Annotated in this window: 18 protein-coding genes and 1 pseudogene; 11 read left to right on the top strand and 8 right to left on the bottom strand. The window is 23.3% G+C overall.

All coding sequences use genetic code 11. The features are described from left to right. Positions 1-14: 14 nt before the first annotated feature. Together AB6A63_RS02115 and pdhA are read right to left on the bottom strand one after the other, a co-directional pair. Positions 15-1,016, bottom strand: a complete 1,002-nt coding sequence (locus AB6A63_RS02115) for an alpha-ketoacid dehydrogenase subunit beta (RefSeq protein WP_370431039.1) — start codon at positions 1,014-1,016, stop codon at positions 15-17. Next, a complete protein-coding gene (gene pdhA, locus AB6A63_RS02110) occupies positions 1,003-2,121 on the bottom strand; it encodes a pyruvate dehydrogenase (acetyl-transferring) E1 component subunit alpha (RefSeq protein WP_370431038.1) in 1,119 nt (372 codons plus the stop codon). The genes AB6A63_RS02115 and pdhA overlap by 14 nt, the downstream gene beginning before the upstream one ends. Before the next feature lie 794 nt (positions 2,122-2,915). Between pdhA and AB6A63_RS02105 the strand changes: the two genes are divergently transcribed. Both AB6A63_RS02105 and AB6A63_RS02100 read left to right on the top strand, forming a co-directional pair. Further along, positions 2,916-3,716, top strand: coding sequence for a YitT family protein (locus tag AB6A63_RS02105; protein WP_370431037.1), 801 nt, complete (start codon positions 2,916-2,918; stop codon positions 3,714-3,716). A 35-nt stretch (positions 3,717-3,751) separates the two neighbouring features. Then, positions 3,752-4,465, top strand: a complete 714-nt coding sequence (locus AB6A63_RS02100; RefSeq protein WP_370431036.1) for a TrmH family RNA methyltransferase — start codon at positions 3,752-3,754, stop codon at positions 4,463-4,465. 153 nt (positions 4,466-4,618) lie between these two features. Here the strand turns inward: AB6A63_RS02100 and AB6A63_RS02095 are convergent, their stop codons facing one another. Continuing rightward, positions 4,619-4,876 carry a hypothetical protein gene (locus AB6A63_RS02095; protein WP_370431035.1) on the bottom strand — a complete coding sequence of 86 codons (258 nt, stop codon included), beginning with the start codon at positions 4,874-4,876 and terminating at the stop codon, positions 4,619-4,621. 292 nt (positions 4,877-5,168) lie between these two features. Between AB6A63_RS02095 and AB6A63_RS02090 the strand changes: the two genes are divergently transcribed. The 4 genes from AB6A63_RS02090 to AB6A63_RS02075 all read left to right on the top strand — a co-directional run bounded on the left by AB6A63_RS02090 (position 5,169) and on the right by AB6A63_RS02075 (position 9,341). Then, positions 5,169-6,293 (top strand): metal ABC transporter solute-binding protein, Zn/Mn family, encoded by a 1,125-nt coding sequence (locus tag AB6A63_RS02090; protein ID WP_370431034.1) that lies wholly within the window; start codon positions 5,169-5,171, stop codon positions 6,291-6,293. Between the two features lie 116 nt (positions 6,294-6,409). Next, on the top strand, positions 6,410-7,147 hold the full coding sequence (locus AB6A63_RS02085; protein WP_370431033.1) for a metal ABC transporter ATP-binding protein: 738 nt from the start codon (positions 6,410-6,412) through the stop codon (positions 7,145-7,147). A 41-nt stretch (positions 7,148-7,188) separates the two neighbouring features. Further along, a complete protein-coding gene (locus AB6A63_RS02080; protein ID WP_370431032.1) occupies positions 7,189-8,295 on the top strand; it encodes a metal ABC transporter permease in 1,107 nt (368 codons plus the stop codon). Then, positions 8,292-9,341 (top strand): metal ABC transporter permease, encoded by a 1,050-nt coding sequence (locus AB6A63_RS02075; protein WP_370431031.1) that lies wholly within the window; start codon positions 8,292-8,294, stop codon positions 9,339-9,341. Before AB6A63_RS02080 ends, AB6A63_RS02075 begins: the two co-directional genes overlap by 4 nt. A 253-nt stretch (positions 9,342-9,594) precedes the next feature. Here the strand turns inward: AB6A63_RS02075 and AB6A63_RS02070 are convergent, their stop codons facing one another. The 5 genes from AB6A63_RS02070 to AB6A63_RS02050 are packed head-to-tail and all read right to left on the bottom strand — an operon-like array spanning position 9,595 to position 11,077. Continuing rightward, positions 9,595-9,735 (bottom strand): hypothetical protein, encoded by a 141-nt coding sequence (locus AB6A63_RS02070; protein WP_370431060.1) that lies wholly within the window; start codon positions 9,733-9,735, stop codon positions 9,595-9,597. A 7-nt stretch (positions 9,736-9,742) separates the two neighbouring features. Continuing rightward, complete coding sequence (locus AB6A63_RS02065; protein WP_370431030.1) at positions 9,743-10,243, bottom strand: AAA family ATPase; 501 nt, start codon at positions 10,241-10,243, stop codon at positions 9,743-9,745. A gap of 48 nt (positions 10,244-10,291) precedes the next feature. Next, positions 10,292-10,429, bottom strand: a complete 138-nt coding sequence (locus tag AB6A63_RS02060) for a hypothetical protein (protein WP_370431029.1) — start codon at positions 10,427-10,429, stop codon at positions 10,292-10,294. Positions 10,430-10,451: 22 nt separating this feature from the next. Beyond that, entirely contained in the window at positions 10,452-10,727 is a 276-nt protein-coding gene (locus AB6A63_RS02055) for a hypothetical protein (RefSeq protein ID WP_370431028.1), read from the bottom strand. Positions 10,728-10,774: 47 nt separating this feature from the next. Then, positions 10,775-11,077, bottom strand: a complete 303-nt coding sequence (locus AB6A63_RS02050) for a hypothetical protein (protein WP_370431027.1) — start codon at positions 11,075-11,077, stop codon at positions 10,775-10,777. Positions 11,078-12,322: 1,245 nt separating this feature from the next. Between AB6A63_RS02050 and AB6A63_RS02045 the strand changes: the two genes are divergently transcribed. From AB6A63_RS02045 to AB6A63_RS02025, 5 genes and pseudogenes are all read left to right on the top strand, one after another. After that, entirely contained in the window at positions 12,323-12,577 is a 255-nt protein-coding gene (locus AB6A63_RS02045; protein WP_370431059.1) for an exodeoxyribonuclease VII large subunit, read from the top strand. Positions 12,578-13,768: 1,191 nt separating this feature from the next. Next, positions 13,769-13,954 carry a hypothetical protein gene (locus tag AB6A63_RS02040; RefSeq protein WP_370431026.1) on the top strand — a complete coding sequence of 62 codons (186 nt, stop codon included), beginning with the start codon at positions 13,769-13,771 and terminating at the stop codon, positions 13,952-13,954. A gap of 8 nt (positions 13,955-13,962) precedes the next feature. Next, complete coding sequence (locus AB6A63_RS02035) at positions 13,963-14,790, top strand: hypothetical protein (protein ID WP_370431025.1); 828 nt, start codon at positions 13,963-13,965, stop codon at positions 14,788-14,790. Further along, the gene (locus AB6A63_RS02030) at positions 14,774-16,471 is read left to right on the top strand and encodes an AAA family ATPase (RefSeq protein ID WP_370431024.1); all 1,698 of its coding nucleotides are present in this window, start codon (positions 14,774-14,776) and stop codon (positions 16,469-16,471) included. The genes AB6A63_RS02035 and AB6A63_RS02030 overlap by 17 nt, the downstream gene beginning before the upstream one ends. Positions 16,472-16,755: 284 nt before the next feature. Further along, positions 16,756-17,174 (top strand): annotated as a pseudogene (locus AB6A63_RS02025) (hypothetical protein); the annotation flags it as partial.

Below are 17,174 nucleotides of genomic sequence, written 5' to 3'. Positions count from 1 at the left end.
TTAACTTCCTATACTTATTTTATATTTTTATTGAAAATTTTGTCAATTCCAAAAACAATTTTTTCCGGACTTAAATTTTGATGATATTCTCCTCTAGCTAATGGCATAATAATATCAAATCCTGTAATTCTTTGGGAAGCCATTTTTAAATCATCAAAAGCGTATTCATTTACTAAAGTGATAATTTCACCAGCAGGTCCATAAGTTCTTGCTGCTTCGTGTACAACAACTAATCTTCCTGTTTTTTTAACAGAATTTAAAATTGTGTCTTTATCTATTGGGTTAATAGTTCTTAAATCGATTAATTCTACAGAAATATTTTGTTTATTCAAAGTGTCAATAGCTGTTTTCGCAATTTCCACTGCTGAACTCCAAGCCACTAAAGTAATGTCTTTTCCTTCTTGGACTACTTTTGCTTTACCTATTTCAACTTCGTATTCTTCTACAGGAACTTCTTCTTTTTTACCACGATATAACATCTTAGGTTCCATATAAATAACAGGATCTGGACTATTAATAGCAGCAATCAAAAGACCTTTTGCGTCATAAGGATTTGAAGGAACAACTACTTTCAAACCTGGAATAGACCCTAAAATAACTTCTAAAGATTCTGAATGGTGTTCTAAAGCTTTCACTCCTCCACCTACTGGGAATTTAAGAACCATAGGGCAAGAAAAACTATTTCTAGAACGATTTCTCATTCGGGCTGCATGTGAAATTAAATCTTGGAGTCCGACATAAACAAAACCATCAAATTGAATTTCGGCTATTGGGATTAAACCATTAATCGACATTCCGATAGCACTTCCAACAATAGCAGATTCAGCGATAGGAGTATCAAAAACACGGTGTTCTCCGTATTTTTTTTGTAGACCAGCTGTTACTCTAAAAACTCCTCCTAATTTACCAATATCTTGACCAAATAAAACTATTTTAGGATTTTTTTCTAATTGAATATCTAAAGTATGATTAATTGTTTGTAATAAATTCATCATTAAAACTTTATTTGAATTCATTTTTAATTAGTTTTCTTTCTTTGAATTTTTTAAAAAAAGATTCATATTCAGAATATTGTTCTTTTAATTGAGGAGTCATTTCGTTGTAAGTATGTTCAAAAACTTCAATCGGTTCTACTTCATTACCATAAGTAAGAATTCTTTCATGTGTTTGAACAACATGTTCTTCAGCGTCTTTATCTATTTCAGATATTATTTCCTGAGTCAAAATATTTTTGTTTAATAAATATTTTTGAAAACGAACAATAGGATCTTTTTGTCTCCATTCTTCTTCTTCTGCTTTCGAACGATATAAAGTAGTATTGTCATTAGTTGTATGAGGGCCCATACGATAAGTTACAATTTCTATTAAACCAGGACCTTTTTTTTGACGAGATCTTTCAACAAACTCTTTGACAGCTACATGTACAGCTAAAACATCGTTCCCATCTACTTGAATACCCGGAATCCCAAAAGCATAACATTTTTGAGCTAAAGTTTCAGAATTGGAAGCAGTTTTTCTAGGAGTTGAAATAGCATATTGATTATTTTGAATAGCTACTACAAAAGGAGCTTTGTATACAGAAGCAAAATTTAAACCTGCATAAAATTCTTCGTGAGCTGTTCCACCGTCACCAATAGTAGCTAAAGTCACTTCATCTTTGTTTTGAAGTTTACTTGAAACAGCTAAACCAGCACCTATATTAATCCCTGAACCTATTATAATATTGACAGGCAAAATACGTTTTTTAGGGTCTAATTTAGAACCTTTTTCGTTACCGTACCAATAAAGATAAACATTTTCTAAAGGAATACCACGATATAAATATAAACCCATATCACGGAAATAAGGTGAAATCCAATCTTTTTCTTCTAAAGCAGAAGCGATACCTATTTGTCCGCCTTCATGACCTTCGTTGACAACATAAGAAAGCATTCTACCTTGACGTTGAAATTGAACCGCTTTGATATCAGCGACACGAGCTAAAACCATTGTTTTATACATTTTTAATAATTTATCGTTGGATATTTTAGGTTCTAGTTCTGAATTAATAACTTGACCTTCTAAATCTAAAATTTGTAATTTTTTTTTATTTAAGGGATTATATATATCGAATATTTCCACAACCAAAATTAATTCCTTTTTTCGTTTTTTCTTATAAAAAGTATTTTTGTAAATTTTTAATTTTTTTTATTAATACAAAAATAAATTATAAAAATTATTAATCTTTTTATTTCATCAATTTTATTATTTTTTCATTAAATTATAATTTCTTTGTTAAACTATTAACTTTTTTTAACTAATATATTTTAACTAATAAATTATAATAAACAATAATATAAAAACATAAATGTAATCATTTCTAAAATAAAATATTTTTTAATATTTTTTCAAATAAAAGTCTAACCTTTATTAATTATAAATTATTTTTAAAAAATTAAAATAAAATAATTTACATAAATTCATTTATTTTAAAAAATTTTCAATTATAAAAAAAGACAATAATTAAATATTTTCTTTTTTTTATAATTGAAAATAAAAAAATAAAAACGGTTTTTTATTTTTGAAATTACATTTTTTGCATTTTAAAAATGGATTATTATTTATATTTATTATATTCTTTAATTGTTGTTTTTATGAGTATTATTCAAAGATGATTTTTAAATTCTTTTGTAAAAATGGTTTTTTATGATATAATAGGATAATAATTTATTAGATTTTATTTTTATGAAATCTTTTTTTAAAGATTGAATACTTTTTTATATTATTTATTTGAAAAATTATTTTTTTATATAAATTATTCAAGTTTCTGATTGTTTTATTATGAAATATAATACAAAAATGCTTATTGTTATGTTATGAATGTTTGGTTCCGAAACTTTTTTTAAGAAAATATAAAAGAAAGGAGAGGTTATTATATGCAAAAAAATATTAAAAATAAAGTTATTTTTTGGTCATTTATATCTTTTGTTTTTTATTTTGTATTAGCTTTTGGTTTGTTACCATTTTTTTCAGAATCGCCAATTATAAAACATTTACAAAGTGTTTTTTATATTTTTCTATTAGTTAATGGTATTTATTTTTTTATTTTAAATGAAAAATTTGTTTTAGGAGGGTTAGAGGGAAATTTACTCTTTTTAGATAAAGTTTTTTTTTATGACAAAAAAGCTAAAAAACAAAATTATTTTTTTAGTCAAGATAATAGTATTGTTGTTGCAAGAATCATAATTATATTATTCGCTTTTTTTATGTGGTTATTTCAATTAATGGACGGAAAGACTTTTTTTTCTGCGATAATATTTACTGTTTTTTTATCTTTGTTTTTGAAAATATTAAATTTTTTCAAAGTTGAAAAAAAATTATTTATTGAACGCTTCCCTAAATGTATTAAAAAGAAATTTTTTTATAGATTATTTTTGTCTTCATTGCTGACAGGATTAATTGTAGGTATTAGTTCTGGTAATATATTAAAAAACGGTTTAAATACAGGAGGTACGGATGTTCTTTTTCGATATTTTTCTGATAAATATAAATTCTCCTTATCAAGTTTTTTTTTGTATATCGACGGAACTACTATATTGCTTTCTTTTGGTATTGATTTTTATAGAGCAAAAAATAAAAAGAATAGATTTAAGAAAAAATTGCTAATTAAATATATTTTTTCAATTTTTGTTTTCACAACTATTGTTTTATTTATTAATGGATTGACTGCTAAATAATAATATTTATAAAAAAATTAAGGAAACAAAATAAATTGTTCTTTTCTAAAAATAATTTTCATTTTAAAAAATTAAAAAAACTCTCTTTGAAAAAATATCGTGATTTTTATCAAGAATTTTTAATTTTTGGCGAGCATTTAATTGAGGAAGCTCTTAAAAAAGGAGTTGTCCTAGAATTGTATACTATTTCCTCCGATAAAGAAGGTACTTTGATATCTCCGAATTTGATGAAAGAATTAAATTCTAATAAAATTATTTATAACAGATGTGCACTTTGTAAAAAAGTTTCAGAACCTTTAAAAAGTGATAAAATTTTAGTTTTAGATGATGTTCAAGATCCTAGTAACATGGGAGCTTTATTAAGAAGTGCTTGCGCTTTTGGTTTTAAACATGTTTTTAGTAGTTTGAAATCAGCAGATTTTTATAACGAAAAAACTATTCAAAGTAGTCAAGGAGCTTTATTTTCTTTATTTTTAAAAAGAGGAAATATAGAAGAATTTTTGACTACTGCTAAAAAAAACGATTATTTAATTTTTAGTGCTTTATCACATGAAAAAAATATAGAATTAAATGAAGCTTCTGCATTAGCAAAACAAAGAAAGAAAATTTTAGTATTAGGGAACGAAGGCACTGGTATTTCTCCTTTAGTTCAAAACAAATCTGATTATTTTCTTTGTATTCAGACTGATCTTGTCGAAAGCTTGAATGTAAACGCAGCAGGCAGTATTTTAATGTATATTTTGAATTAATATTTTGAATAAAATCTTAAAATTTTTATTTTTAATAAATTTTAAATTTTTATATATATTTCCATAAAAAAAAGAGGAAGAGGAAAACACTTTCTCTTTTTTTTGTTTTTTTCTTGAAATTTATGTATGTTTCAATTTATTTATTTTTTTTATTTATAAATTTGAATTTCTAATATCTTTTATTATTTTTTTTCTTTTATTTTTGTAAAATTGATTTTTAGATAAATTTATATTTTTATCTTTTTTCGAGGCGGATTTATTTTTTAAATTTGGCAAATTATTATTTTTTGGTGTTTCTTTTGTTTCTTCTATCGGAATTACATCATTTGTTTTTTTTATTAATTGAACTCCACCTAAAATAAAAATCCCAACAATAACAATCGCTATTATTACTTTAACTGTTATTTTCAAAAGTTTCAAAAAAATTATAATTGAAACAATCGCAATTAATAATTTAATTATTTTGTCTATATTTTTTAAGTTTCCTATCTAATTAAAGATTTTTGTTGTACATTTTAAATTATAACTTTTTTTATTAATCCTTCATCGAAATTTAATATTATTTATTTTTTGGATAATTTGTATTTCAATTTATTCAAAAAATAATTTTGTGTTATAATAAATAAAAACTTATTAAATTTAAATTCTATTTTTACTTTTTTATTTAAAGAATCTAATTCATGGGTGAGTTGTGTAAAAATTTATGTCAAAATGGACAAAAAATAAACCTTATTTGAAATTATTTTTTTGGTTTTTCATTATAATTATTACTTTTTTAGTCTCTATTATACCTATTTTAGTTATTATTAATAACGATAAAGAAATAAAAAAGAATAATGCAAAAATTAAAATAGTTACGACTACTACTATGTTAAAAGATTTAGTTAAGCATTTATTAGGGGACGTCGATAAAGACGAACCTTCTTCTGGAGAATATCAAAAAATTGGAGATATACAATTTGAATCTTTAATGGGAGTAGGTGTAGACCCTCATAATTATCGTATTGTATTGTCTGATCGTAAAAAAATCAAAGAAGCAGATTTAGTCATTTTTAGCGGATTACATTTAGAAGCTAAAATGCCAGAATCTTTGGAAAAATTATCAAAAAAAAACTTTTTAAAAGCAGAATACATATTAATTCATGATAAAGTTGTGCGCAAAAATGATGAAGGCGCTGAAGACCCTCATTTTTGGTTCGATGTGGAATTATGGAAAAAAGTAGCTAAATATTTTAGTGAACATTTACATGAAAAATTGCCTTCCGAAGGTGAACCACAAAAAGAAGAAAACAAAAAAACAATACAAAAAAATTATAATATTTATTCTAAAAAGTTAGTTGAATTAAATGAATATATTGAATATAAATCAAATGATCTTAAAAACACTCTAAAAGTTAAACCAACATTGGTTACAGTTCATGACGCTTTTGCTTATTTCGCTCAAAAATATGGTTTCGATATAGAATCTATTCAAGGTATTTCTACTCAAACAGAAGCTGGAACAGCTAATATCAAACGTATAGCTAAAATATTACAAGAGAAAAACATAAAAGCTATGTTTACTGAAACTTCGATGCCTAAAGATGCTTTAGACGCTTTACAATCTCAATCTCAAAGTTTAGGTTATGAAATTAAAGTTATTAAAAATAATGATGGCGAATTATATTCTGATTCTTTAGGTAAAGAAGAAGACGAGAGCGAATATATTATTGATTTCACAAAAAAATCTAACGATCTAAATAAATATTCAGGAAAATATAAAGAATCCACTTATATTGGAGCTGTTTTACATAATATTAACTTAATTACAGAAAAATTAAAAAATTAATATAACTTTTTTTATAAAAAATAAAAATTTTTCACATTTCAATTATTTGATAAATATTTTTCGAATACATTTTGAAAAATCAAATTACGCTATAACCAACAAAGGAGCTTTAAAAAATGATTAAAAAAATTACTATTAGAGAATTAACTGTTTCTTATAATTTAAAACCTGTTTTATGGGATATCGATTTAGATATTGAACAAGGTTCGTTATGTGCTATCATTGGACCTAATGGAGCTGGAAAATCTACTTTAATTAAAACTATGCTTCAATTAATTAAAAAAGTTTCAGGGGAAGTTTTATTTTACGACCAAACTTACGATCAAATGAGAAAAAAAATCGCTTATGTTCCTCAAAGAAATTCAGTTGATTGGGATTTTCCTACCACTGTTTTAGATGTCGTTTTAATGGGCCGTTATGGTAAATTAGGATGGTTCCGTAGACCAACTTTAGAAGATAAAAAAATAGCTTTAGAATCTTTAGACAAAGTTGGAATGATCGATTTTAAAAATCGTCAGATATCTGAATTATCAGGTGGACAACAACAAAGAATTTTTTTAGCACGTGCACTCGCTCAAGAGGGAGAAATTTATTTAATGGATGAACCTTTTCAAGGAATCGATATCCAAACTGAAAAAAAAATTATTGAAATTTTAAAAGATTTACAAAAACAAAATAAAACTATTTTAGTAGTTCATCATGATTTAGAAACTGTATCAGATTATTTTGATCAAGTGATTTTATTAAATATTAAAAAAATAGCTAGTGGTTCAGTGAAAGAAGTTTTCAACAAGGAAAATATTCAAAAAACTTACCTTGATAAATCACTAAAAAATATCAATTTAGATAAATAATATATTTAACAAAAGACAAATCGAAAGGGGTTCAAGATATTTTGAATTTATTTGATCATACTAATATGCAAGTTTTAATGGGAGCTTCTTTTTTAGGTATAGCTGCTGGTATTTTAGGAGTTTTCATTATTTTAAAAAAACAATCTTTAGTAGGAGATATGGCTTCTCATACAGTCTTACCAGGAATTACTTTATTATATGTTATTTTACATCTTTTAGAACAAAACGAATGGCTCAAAATCAAAAATATTGATTTACGTTTTTTTGTTATTTTATGGTTCGGTTCTTTAATATCTTCTTTTATTGCTTTATTTTTAGTCGACATGATTAAAAAATATTCTAAAATCAAAATAGATACGATTTTATCTTTAATTTTAGCTTCTTTTTTCGGATTAGGGAATGTTATGATTTCTGTAGCTCAAAGACATATAGAAGATAATCAAATCGCTGTTTTAGATAAATTTATTTTAGGACAAATAGCTTTAATGAAACGTATTGACGTTATTACAGTTTTATTTGTTGCTATAATTACAATTTTGATTATTTTTTTATTGTGGAAAGAATTGAAAATTTTTATTTTCGATCCAGAATTTACTAAAAGTATGGGTTTTAATACTAAATGGTTAACTTTTATTTTAAATACTCTTTTAATTTTTGTTATTGTAGTAAGTTTAAAAATTACAGGAATTATTTTAACTAGTGCCTTTTTAATTATTCCTGGTGTGATCGCACGTCAATGGAGTGATAAATTATCCAAGAATGTTTTAATCGCTTCTATTGTAATTTTTTTATCTACTTTTATCGGAATTATTGTTAATAATTTAGCTAGTGAAAAATTACAATTACATAATTTACCTACAGGACCAATCATTATTGTTATCGCATCGATTTTTTGTCTTTTTTCCTTGTTTTTCGGTTCAAAACATGGTTTTGTTAAAAAAAATATACAAATCAAAAAATACAAAAATCAAATTAAAAAATATAAACAACTAATACATTTGTATCACAATAAAGATACTTCCGAATCTTATGAATTCGATATGTTTTTATTATCAGAAAAATATATTATTTTAGAAAATAAAAAACCCCAAATTACTCAAAAAGGTAAAGAATTAGTAGAAAAACTAATTGATGGTATGTTAATATGAACTTTATAGAAAAAATTTCTCAAGGTTTTGAATTAGATGTTTTTTTCGTAGTTGTATTGACTTCGTTATGTTTATCTGCTTTAGGTATTTTTTTGATTTTGAAAAAATTATCTATGGTAATAGACGCTATTAGTCATAGCGTGTTATTAGGTATTGTTTTAGGTTTTTTAGTTGTCAAAAAATTAGATGATCCTTTATTGATGATAGGAGCAGTTTTAATTGGTTTATTGACTTTTTATTGTATTCAATTTCTTCAAAAACATAAACAAATTAATAAAGATTCTGCTATTGGTATAGTTTTTACTACTTTTTTTGCTATTGCGATTATTTTGATTAGTACATTTACTAGAGATGTACATATTGATAATGACGCAGTTTTTACTGGTAACATTGAGTTAGTTACTTTTGATAAATTAAAGAGAATATTACCGATTTTAATAATAAATATTTTATTTGTTTTAGTTTTTTATAAAGAATTAAAAATATTTATTTTCGATCCAGCGTTAGCCACTATTTTAGGCTTTTCAATTACTCTGATTAATTATTTATTAATGAGTTTAGTTTCGATTACGGCTGTTGTTTCTTTTGATGTAGTAGGTTCTGTGATGACGATTGCTTGTTTTATCGGACCAGCAACTACCGCTTTATTGTTAACAAAAAATTTATTTCATGGTTTTTTATTGTCTTTATGGTTTTCTTTTATCAGTTCTAGTTGTGGTTATTATTTAGCTATTATTTTTGATGCTCCGATTTCTGGTATGATCGCTATTGTTATTTTAGTGATATTTTTATTAGTTTTATATTTCAATCCTGTGAACGGAATTTTAGTTAAAATTATTGTCAATTATTCGAAAAAACAAAAATTTGATTTACTAGAAAAACCAATTTATTTTATTGAAGAAATAGCCAAGGATTTAAAGTGGCCAACTAAATATTCTCAAAAAATTTGTAATAAAATTATAGAAAATGGTTATGTTGAAAAAAATAAGAAAAATAATTTTGTTTTAACTGAGTTAGGGAAACAAATTGTTGATGAAAACTTTTAATATTATCAATTAATGTTGAATTTTCGTTATTTTGAGTTTATATTTGGAATAATTTATTATTTATTTCATGATGTGAACGAAATTGTCTTTTTTTATCTTCGATTTTAAAAAAAGAAAAAAATATAAAAAAAGAAAAAATCAAATTATTTATTAGTCGAAAATAATAAATAATTTGATTTTTTTTATTTTATTTATTAAAAATTCAATTTTGATATAAACCATTGGAATAGTTTACTGTAAGCAATATATAAATTCAAATTAACATATTTTGTAAAAAATATTTTTTTTGTTGTTCGTAATTATTTAATATAACTGTTTCAGATTCTATTTTTTCATCTAATAAAGTTAAAAAATGAGCGATTTTTTCTTGTTCAGGAAGAGAAGGGAAAGAGATCGTAATTTTAGCAAAATATTGAGTATTTAAAACGGAACAGCTCAGCTTCTCCGCGTAAACTTCTTGAAAACATTGAACTTTGAAGTTCGAACATTGGTAAATTCGTTTCTTTGGCGAAGCTTCTTGCTAAGATTGTTTTTCCAGTTCCCGGAAGTCCGTAGAATAAGATTCCTTCTGGTGCTTCGACTTTACCAATACCTTCATATTTCTTCTTATTTTTAACATAGTTGATTATTTCTTGTAAGATTACTTTTTCTTTATGTAAAACGACTAGTTGTTTGAAAGATGGGAATTTTTTAGAATCTGCGATTTTAAACATTGAGTCATATTCGTCGTGAATTGCTTCGGGAGATTTGTTAGCTTCTTCTTCATCTAGCTGTTTTGTTAGTTTATTTTTTAAAGAATCCAGTTCTCTTAAATCTTTCAATTCTTGGTTATCTTTTACTTCTTTTAAAGCTCTAATTTCTTTTTGAAATTCTTCATTGAAATTTTCTTGATTCGTTTCCATTTTTTTTAATTCGTCAATAATTTGATTTTTTTGAGTTGAAAACTGAACTTATTGTTGTTTAATATCTTTCTTTAATTCGTCAATATCAAAACTATTTGCGTAAATTAAATAAAAAGCTCCACCGAATAATAAGGTTAAAATTAAAAATTTTTTTCCATTTTTATTTGGAATTGGTTGATTTTTCATAATCTTCCCCTTTCTTTCGTGATTATTTGTTTAAATTAGGTGTATCTTTTTTAATTGGTGTTATCTTTTTATCTTCTATTTTATTTTTTTCACCGTTATCTTTTTTTGAATTATTTTTTGGTTTTAAATCTTCGTTAATTGGTTTGATTGTAGAAATGGTTGAATGTGGAGTTCTATCCTTAGATTTAAATCTAACTTCTTTTAAATAAAAGAATCCAAAAATTATGATAAATAAAAAAATAGGAATTGAAATAATTAATAAAAGATATTTTAAAATTTTTTTTGAAATTTTTTTCATAATGTTCCTTTCCGACATTTAAAAATTGAAAAATAAGAGATTAAAAATTAAGAGTTTAAGTTTATATCTACAGCATAATTTTGGTATTTGTTTCGTTCTTTAGATTCATGATATAAAGGTGATGATTTACATTCTATTATAATTATATAATCTTGTTTATCTTGATGACGAATAATAAAATCAGGTTTTCCAACACCTTTTCCTTGTTTAAAAGCGTGTTGAAGTAATTTATTAATTTTAGGAGAATTTGATTTTTGTTCTTCTATAATAATGTTAGAATTATCATCATAATAACTCATTTCTCTTAATTTATTTCGTACTAAATGAGTTGTATTCGCTTCGTTAACCATATTTATTTTCCTTTTTAAATAATTTTTTTATTGTCGACTTAAATAAGTATATTTACAGTAAAAATTATAAACAAAAAAAATTATATGTTGTAAAATCGAAAAAATTATAAATTTTTCGCGTCAAATAAAATAAACGTAAATATTTTTTAATAACTTTTATATTTTTTAAATTAGTTACTAATAAGATCTTTCTTCAATAAATAGTAGTAAAAAACAGTTTTAACAAATTATTTAAAAATAGTTTGTTTGTTTTATATTCGAACTTAAACAAATTAAAAACCAAAAAAATAATTTAACTTTATAAATAATTATATTTTATTATTATTTGTAAAAATAATAATTAAAAATTTTCGTTAATTTTTAAAATTTATAGTTATTTATAGTTATTTATAGTTATTATTATGAACTCATTTTTTTCTTTATAAAAGACGATAAAAATAATTTAACTTTACAAATAATAATTTTTTTTTATTATTTATAAAAAATAATTAAAATGCTCCAAAAATTTAATTTTTAAAACTAAAATTCAAAGATATTTTTTAATTAATTTTTGTATTTTTTACAAAAATAAAAATAGGTTTACATAATATACATTATAGGAAGCTAAATTAATTTAAAAAAACCCTATTTTACGTATATTAAATTAATATTTGTTTTATAATTTTTTTTGTATTTTTTTTATTTTATCAAAACTTAAATATTTTATAATGTCTTTTTTAAAAACAATTTAAAAAATAAAAAAAATTAATAAAAATAAGAAAATAATAGAAATAAAATATAAAATTTTAATCTTTATTCTTTTATTTTTTCTTATTTTTATATCAAAATTCTTTTAAATTTATTTAAAATAATAAAAATTTAGTTTAATTAAAGTTAAAATATAATATTTGGTAAATTTATAATAAAAAATATAATAGTTAACTATAAATATAAATATGATTTTTTAAAAATTAGATTTAAATAAATAAAAAATACAAAAAAATTATTTAAATATATATTTAATCTGAAAAAATTTTAAATTTTAATATTATTTTGGTTTATGTTATAAAATATAAGAATTGAATCAAAAAATATATTACTTGTGTATTTATTAATAATTTATTAATATAAATAAAAAATAAAAAAATTAAGAATGAATAAAGTTATTTTTTATAACCAAAATTAAATTTAAAAATAATTTTGCTATCTGATAATTAATTAATTTACAAATTTTTAAATTAAAATCTATTCAAAAGAAGTAGATAAATTATAATTATTGCACGCGGCGGAGGAGAAGAAGATATTATTGCAATATTCAATCATACATTAATAACAAATAGTATTAGAAATTCACAAAAACCTATAATTACAGCTATTGGACATGCTTCTAATCAAACTTTTTCAAATTTAGTCGCTTATGATACTTCGATTATTTCTTCTGAAGGTATCCGAAATATTATTGATAAAATATTATTCAAAACAAGATGTTATTTCCGAATTGATGCAAAAATACACATATAAATATTGATTTAGATTTTGTTAGTTTTGATAACATGAATAGTAACGAATCATATTCACAAAAAAATATTTTAGCGAAATTAAATCCTTTATCTTTAGTTCGATTGATTAACGAATATTCTTTTATATTATATTTTTGGAAAAGCAATATAAAGAGTAATTTAAATCTTAGTCGAAAAATATTATATTTAAATGAAGAAATAGAAAATTTTTGTAAATTACGTTTTTTCGAAACAAAAAAACTTACTAATTAAGTTGCAAAATAGGGAATGTTATTTATTAATTCAAAAGATATAATATCTATAAAATAATTTTGTAAAATTTTATGTTTTATGTTTAGGGCGTAAATAAACGCATAAATACAGTAATCTAACCAATTGCAATGGATGTTATAATTCCATTAAATCATATGGGCGGTTTCTTAAACAAAAGAATAAGAAATAACAGCAGCTCATAAAAGAGGGTCGAGGGGAATTAACTACCTAAGAAGATTCCGCAATATGAAAAATAGTCATGGATAAAGCTAAAATGCTCTAATAACGTAAATATTGTAATAGAAGAACCTACTGAGAAAGTTAATGAGACTCGGAGATCGAAGGTGTTATAGAAAAATGGTTTTGTTTTCTATAAATTATCACTAGTAGCTATTAAATTAGCAACTTCAAACTATCGTGGAAGTAGTTATATCCCTAAAACATATAATGAACTAACATATGGAGAAAGGAAGAAGTTCACCACTAGAACTCACAAAAACGAACCTAAAACTATCAGGTGTATTTATGTCGGAAATTTAAGATTCCTAAACATCACATTTAAGAAGGTTAAAACACAGAATAATAATAAGACCGAGGATGCAAGAAAAAAGAGACTTTTAGTAATCAGAGGAGTTAAAAACTAATTTGGAATAATTTGAATAATCTCGTCTTCACAAGGAAATTAAGAAAGTTAAGTACAGGGGTTTGGAACCATCTTTTTGGTACTCTTAAAGAAACAATTTTTAATTCATAAAACATGAACGAAACTATTAATTATTTTTATTCTAATACAAAAAAATAAATTTTAAACATAAAAAAATATTTTTTTTAAAAAGAAAAAAAGAAAATAATAATAAAAAAACATATAACTTGTTTTTTTTTTTTTTTGTATATTTTTTTATATAAATAAAATTTATAAAAAAAGGAAATTATATATAAAATGAGTTGTAAATTTTTTATTTACTTTAGGTTAATTTTATTAATTTTAATTATTGGAAGCGGTATTATATTTTTTTTACTTCCTGTGAGTGCTTATAAAACAAAAGAGGAAAGTAATACAGATGATAACAAATTTGAATATGAACGTTCTCAGCATGATAATAAAATTACTAAAAAATTACATTAAAAAATAATATGGGAAATTTTATTAAAATTTTAGAAGAGGAATGTGATAAAAGAGGAAATATTACTAAATCAAGAGCTTTTGAAATAGATGGTGAAAAAATTGATTGGACATGGAATATAAAAACTTTTGATGCTGAATATGATGACAAAGATCAACAAATAAAACAAATAATATATAAAGCTGAAAATTCACCAGATTGGGAAAGTGATGAAACATCGTTAAAAAAATATGATGATAATGGAAGAGTTGTTGAAAACAGAGCTTTGAAAGCTGGATATGAAATTGATTATGTGAACGCAAGAACTTTTGATGCCCAATATAATGAAAAAGGTGAACAAATAAAACAAATAATGTATAAAGCTGAAAATTCACCAGATTGGGAAAGTGACAAAACATGGACTAAAGAATATAATGAGGATGGCATTTTAATCAAAAAAGAATATTTTAATAATGATGGAACAGTTGATAATGAACGCACTCGGTATTTTGAACAGTCGCAAGATTATAATGGAAATGGAAAATTTTTAAAAAGAAGAGCTTTAAAACCCAACAAGAAAATTGATTGGGTGAATCTAGAAACTTATGATGCTCAATATAATGACAAAGGTGAACAAATAAAACAAATAATGTATAAAGCTGAAAATGAGATTGATTGGGCGAATGAACTCACCTATGAACATGTATATAATGAGGATGGTATTCAAATCAAAACAGAATATTTTAATAACGATGGAACAGTTGATAATGAACGCACTCGGTATTTTGAAACATTGTCAAATGAAACGTTGTCAAATAATCAAAATGATTTAGTTGCACCATATGAAGAATCCTTCTAAAGAATTATTTACAGGTTCTGATAATCAACAAAATACACAAACACTAGAAAATTTATTATATTCAGAAAATAAATCATCTTGTGAAAATTTAATAAAAATTTTGAATAATATATTAAAATTAGATTTACAACTTCTGAAATTGAATAGAGATATTTATAATTTTCAACAAAGAATGAATGAAATTAAACCAGAATTAATTCAAAATAAATTGAAAATAAATAACCAATATATCAATTTAAAACAAGATATTATAACTTTTTTAACAAATAATTTAATTTTTTTAAAAGATAAAATAAATAATTTTCATCAAAATAAAACTAATAAATATAATGAACTTATAGACAAAATGGATAATCAAAAAGAACAGATTAAAATTAATTATCAAAACAAATTTAATGATTTAAGTTCTGATTTTAAACAAGATTTAAAATCTAAATGGAATACAACAGAAGAATTAAAACCAAATTTAGAAGACACTGTTTTTAATAATGTATTTCAATATAATGAAATAATCGATTCAAAAAAATCATTAGATACAAACATTAATAATATCAAAAATAAATTAAATGATCTTAATCAAGATAATATGATAAATGTTTTTGATAATGAATTAGAACCCTTATTTAATTGGTCGGAAATATCTAATCAATTAATAAATAATTTAGAGAAAATTATTAATAATGAGATCCATATTTATTTTAATCATTTTTCAAATATAGTTGTTGTAGAAGAAGAATTTTTACCAAATGTTGTTGGGGCCTCTAAATTCAAAGAAGAACTCAAAACTATATTAGATTATGTGAAAAATCCTAAAAAATATAAAGAAATGGGAGTTGATATATCAAAAGGTTATTTATTATATGGACCTCCAGGAACTGGTAAAACTTTTATAGTAAAAGAATTTACTAAAACATCCGGATTAAAATTTTTATATATGAGCGGTTCTTCTTTTCAATCAGATAAATATGTTGGTACTGGAGTGAAAGCTGTTCAAGAATTATTTCAAAATGCTCGTAAAATGGCTCCTTGTATTATATTTATTGATGAAATTGACGCGGTAGCTAGTCATCGATCTAAGTCTCCTGATCAAAGCGGCGGCAGTAAATCTTATGATAAAACTTTAGACGAATTATTAACACAATTAGATGGTTTTGTTTCTAAAGAACAACCTCTAGAGAAGCCAATTTTTATCTTTGGTGCTACTAATTTACCAGAATCTTTAGATAAAGCTTTATTAAGACCTGGTCGTCTTGATAAACATATAAAAATCGATATCCCTAATTTATCCGAAACAAAAGAATTTTTGCAATTTTTTTTAAAAAATCGAGAATTATCTCCAGATGTAAAAAATAATAATCGTTTTTTAGATGAGTTAAGTCAAAGATGTTATAATCAGAAATTTAGTCAATCTCATTTAAAAAAAATAATTTCTGAAACGGCTTTGATGGCGTTGAGAGAAAATAATACAGATTTAAGAACTCAAAATTTTGAAGACAGTTTTCAAAATGTTTTAGCCACTTTAAATAGTAAAGAAATGTTACCTTTAAAACCTAATTTATCTCAGAAAACTCATTTATGGTGGATTATAGGTTCTGTCCTTATAATCAGTTCCTTATTAATCATTTTGTTTTATTATCGAAAACATTTGAGAACGAAAAAAATATGGAGCCTTTATGAATAAATTAAACTTTATCAAGAAATTTAAAATTAAATTCTTTTTTAATAATATTAGCTATATCAGGACCATTATTTTTACTGGTTCGAGAAATTAATATCCAATTTTTTAATAATCATCAAAAAGAAAAATATACCCCTTTTATGTTAATAGATAAAATTAAGGAAGTTAATTATGAAAATATCGAAAAAATTGAAATCTTTAATTTAGGAATTAGTTTTTTTTGACCAGATAAACAATTATATAAAATAGAAATTTATAAAAAAAATAAGATAGTTAGTTATGCTTATATGGATTATGTAATATATACGGATTTCGTAAAAGAATTAAATGGTCGTAGTATAGAAGTTCCTGGACAAAAAAGTATTTTTGAAAATCAACAACCAATCAAACATTTAGTCCTTTATCATTCTAATTTTTGGACATCCCCTTTCACCAATATTTTCGGAGTGTTTAGTGTTCTTACTCCTTTATTATGGATGTTTTATCTTTTAAATAATATTTTAGAACAAAGAAAAAATAAATCTAAAATAAAAAATCATTTACCTTTTCAAACGGATCGTCCTCTCGCTTTCAAAGATGTCGCCGGAAACAAAGAAGAAAAAGAAGAGATGAAAGAATTAATTGATTTCTTAAACAATCCACACAAATATCAAAAAATGGGAGCTGTTATTCCGAAGGGAGTTTTATTAGAAGGACCTCCAGGAAC

This window comes from 'Camptotheca acuminata' phytoplasma (genome assembly GCF_041276565.1).
Classification (GTDB): Bacteria; Bacillota_I; Bacilli_A; order Acholeplasmatales; family Acholeplasmataceae; genus Phytoplasma.
This window is presented reverse-complemented; position numbering and strand designations above follow the sequence as displayed.

Coding starts and splice junctions, on each gene's coding strand:
- AB6A63_RS02040 (WP_370431026.1), top strand. CDS start 13,769: ATGAGTTGTAAATTTTTTATTTACTTTAGGTTAATTTTATTAATTTTA.
- AB6A63_RS02050 (WP_370431027.1), bottom strand. CDS start 11,077: ATGGTTAACGAAGCGAATACAACTCATTTAGTACGAAATAAATTAAGA.
- AB6A63_RS02035 (WP_370431025.1), top strand. CDS start 13,963: ATGGGAAATTTTATTAAAATTTTAGAAGAGGAATGTGATAAAAGAGGA.
- AB6A63_RS02090 (WP_370431034.1), top strand. CDS start 5,169: ATGTCAAAATGGACAAAAAATAAACCTTATTTGAAATTATTTTTTTGG.
- AB6A63_RS02065 (WP_370431030.1), bottom strand. CDS start 10,243: ATGGAAACGAATCAAGAAAATTTCAATGAAGAATTTCAAAAAGAAATT.
- AB6A63_RS02060 (WP_370431029.1), bottom strand. CDS start 10,429: ATGAAAAATCAACCAATTCCAAATAAAAATGGAAAAAAATTTTTAATT.
- AB6A63_RS02085 (WP_370431033.1), top strand. CDS start 6,410: ATGATTAAAAAAATTACTATTAGAGAATTAACTGTTTCTTATAATTTA.
- AB6A63_RS02030 (WP_370431024.1), top strand. CDS start 14,774: ATGAAGAATCCTTCTAAAGAATTATTTACAGGTTCTGATAATCAACAA.
- AB6A63_RS02075 (WP_370431031.1), top strand. CDS start 8,292: ATGAACTTTATAGAAAAAATTTCTCAAGGTTTTGAATTAGATGTTTTT.
- AB6A63_RS02115 (WP_370431039.1), bottom strand. CDS start 1,016: ATGAATTCAAATAAAGTTTTAATGATGAATTTATTACAAACAATTAAT.
- AB6A63_RS02055 (WP_370431028.1), bottom strand. CDS start 10,727: ATGAAAAAAATTTCAAAAAAAATTTTAAAATATCTTTTATTAATTATT.
- AB6A63_RS02105 (WP_370431037.1), top strand. CDS start 2,916: ATGCAAAAAAATATTAAAAATAAAGTTATTTTTTGGTCATTTATATCT.